Here is a 2,423-nt window from a genome sequence, read left to right on the forward strand (position 1 = left end):
AAACCCTCTCTCTGGAACGGTAATAATATCCTGAGGATAAAGCGTATAGTTAGAATCTAAAATTCCCTTTTCTAATATATCATTCAGGTAAATAGGGTAAACCTTGGCACCCTCAGCAGTTTGGCGATAAAGTTTTGAATTATCAGAATCAGCAAAAACACTCACCCCACCAGCCTCTAAAACTACATCCAGCACTGTAATCCCTTTACGATAAGGAATTGACTGTTGCTCCTGAACAGCACCCGTCACACGAATTCTATGAATAAAATCCGCACTCGTTGGGTTGGAGACAATCACCGTTACTTTAGGGTTTCGAATATAACTATTCAGTTTGTCTTCAATAGTTTTAGACAACTGACTTGTAGACACACCATCAACAACAATATCACCAGCTAAAGGTACCGATATTTTTCCATCAGGACGAACCAGTACGTCTACAGATAAATCTGGATTACGCCACACACGCACTTGAACAGCGTCTCCAACACCTAATAGATACTCCTCAACCACGCCAATACTCGTTTCAACAGGCTGCTCCTTCACAACATTCTTAGTCGAGCAGGCACTTAGAAAACCCACCAACACAAAACAAATAATTAGTTTTATTTTCATCCTTCGACCCTTTGCCCTTACTCTAATCTTAAAAACGAACAAGCTCTTCGCCCTAGCACAATAAACCTACCCTGCTTACGAGTTCGCTTTGACACACAGTGATTACTACAATAACAGTTTAATGAACACCCTTGCCCAACAACACAACTTCTACCGTTTGAATAACAATCAAAACATCCATAAAGAAGCTATGATTCTTAACATAATATAAGTCGTATTTCAGCTTGTTTCTCGCATCGTCAACCGAAGCACCATAAGGGTACTTTAACTGCGCCCACCCCATTAACCCCGGCTTAACCTTATGCCGCGCATCATAAAATGGTATTTGCTCTTTCAACTCTTCTACAAACTGTGGCCTTTCGGGGCGAGGCCCTACGAAGCTCATATCACCGGTAAAAACATTATATAGCTGCGGCAATTCATCAAGACGCGTATTTCTGATAAACGCCCCAACTTTTGTTACGCGGGCATCATTTTTAGTCGCCCAAACGGCCTTACCGTCTTTCTCGGCATCTTGAGCCATACTTCTGAATTTATAAATTGAAAACTCTTTGCCATTCAAACCGACTCGCGTCTGACTATAGAGAATTGGCCCATCGCTCTCTAGCTTAACGGCTATCGCAGTAATCAGCATAAATGGCCACGCTAGCAAAAGAATAAGCCCAGCTACCGTCAGATCAAATATTTTCTTAAGAATGTCTCTCGCTTGAGAATAGACAAAACCATCCGAGAACAAAGCCCAGCCAGGGCGCAGCATTGAAATTTCCAATCGCAACAGCTCTCGCTCTATGAACTCAACAGGGTCCGTCACACGAACCCCTCTGAGCTTACAATCCAGCAGTGCATCTATAGGAATCTGACCACCTTCACTGCGGCGGCGCTCATCTGGCGCGACAACTATTTCACTAATATTATGCTGCTTAACAAAGGCCATCCAATCTTCAGGTTCATTGACCAATAAACTGGAATCTACAACCACCTCACCTTGCCCACAAGCCATACAGCCATATAACTGAAACCCTGACTCATCTTTACTAGCTTGAATTCGCTCCATAATATTGGCAGCTGTGTTCCCAGCACCAAAAATTACAACTCGCCGCGTTAACTGAGCCAAATCAACGACTTTATAAAAAAGTACCCTTACCACTAATACGAAGATCAAGGAAAAGGTGATCGCAAACGCTAAAACGCCGCGACCTAAATACATAACAGGGAACAAGTAATAGAGTATCGTCAAGCTTGCGGTACCCAAGAAGAAATAGCTCACAACAGTACGCAAAGCCATCCCGGTCAAGCCTTCTATATAGATACTCGTATAAACCCCCATTGCAAGGGAGCATACACTCAACACCACCGCAAAGGAGATCATCTGAAGTTTAGGTGACTCCAGAATAACATTTACTTCGTCCGCGGCACCCCACATATTTCGCAACTCGACACCGGCAACAACCGCCAACATCAACAAGCAAAATTCAACTGCCCCTAAAACGAGAAACTTACTATGCAAATAATGATTTAAAACACGTACGTGAGCCACTAACGATTACCTTGAATGGAACTGAGAATTTTCTACAAACAACCCGGCTAAGCGAAAGAATAACACCCCACCAACACCCTAGCCGGAGAATAATACAGCTGTACGATAAAAGACGTAAATACAGAATTCACCTTTCATCATAGACTATTTCTTTAAATTATCTGCTTCGTCCTTTACTATTCTCTTAGAATTCAGTCTATCCTGAAGAATTAGTTGCGGCATTATGCAATAATCCGTCACCTTTTTTAAGCGTTCATTGTAAGTCATTTGTAAA

Annotated in this window: 2 protein-coding genes; both read right to left on the reverse strand. The window is 42.3% G+C overall.

Annotated features, from left to right (window positions below):
• Nucleotides 1–612, reverse strand: a 612-nt coding sequence (locus A3756_RS14685) for an XrtA/PEP-CTERM system exopolysaccharide export protein (RefSeq protein WP_068553759.1), incomplete at its 3' end; no start/stop codon positions are given.
• Nucleotides 613–730: 118 nt separating this feature from the next.
• On the reverse strand, nucleotides 731–2,149 hold the full coding sequence (locus tag A3756_RS14690) for a TIGR03013 family XrtA/PEP-CTERM system glycosyltransferase (protein WP_068553760.1): 1,419 nt from the start codon (nucleotides 2,147–2,149) through the stop codon (nucleotides 731–733).
• Nucleotides 2,150–2,423: the final 274 nt, after the last annotated feature.

The sequence above is a fragment of the Oleiphilus sp. HI0086 genome (genome assembly GCF_001635225.1).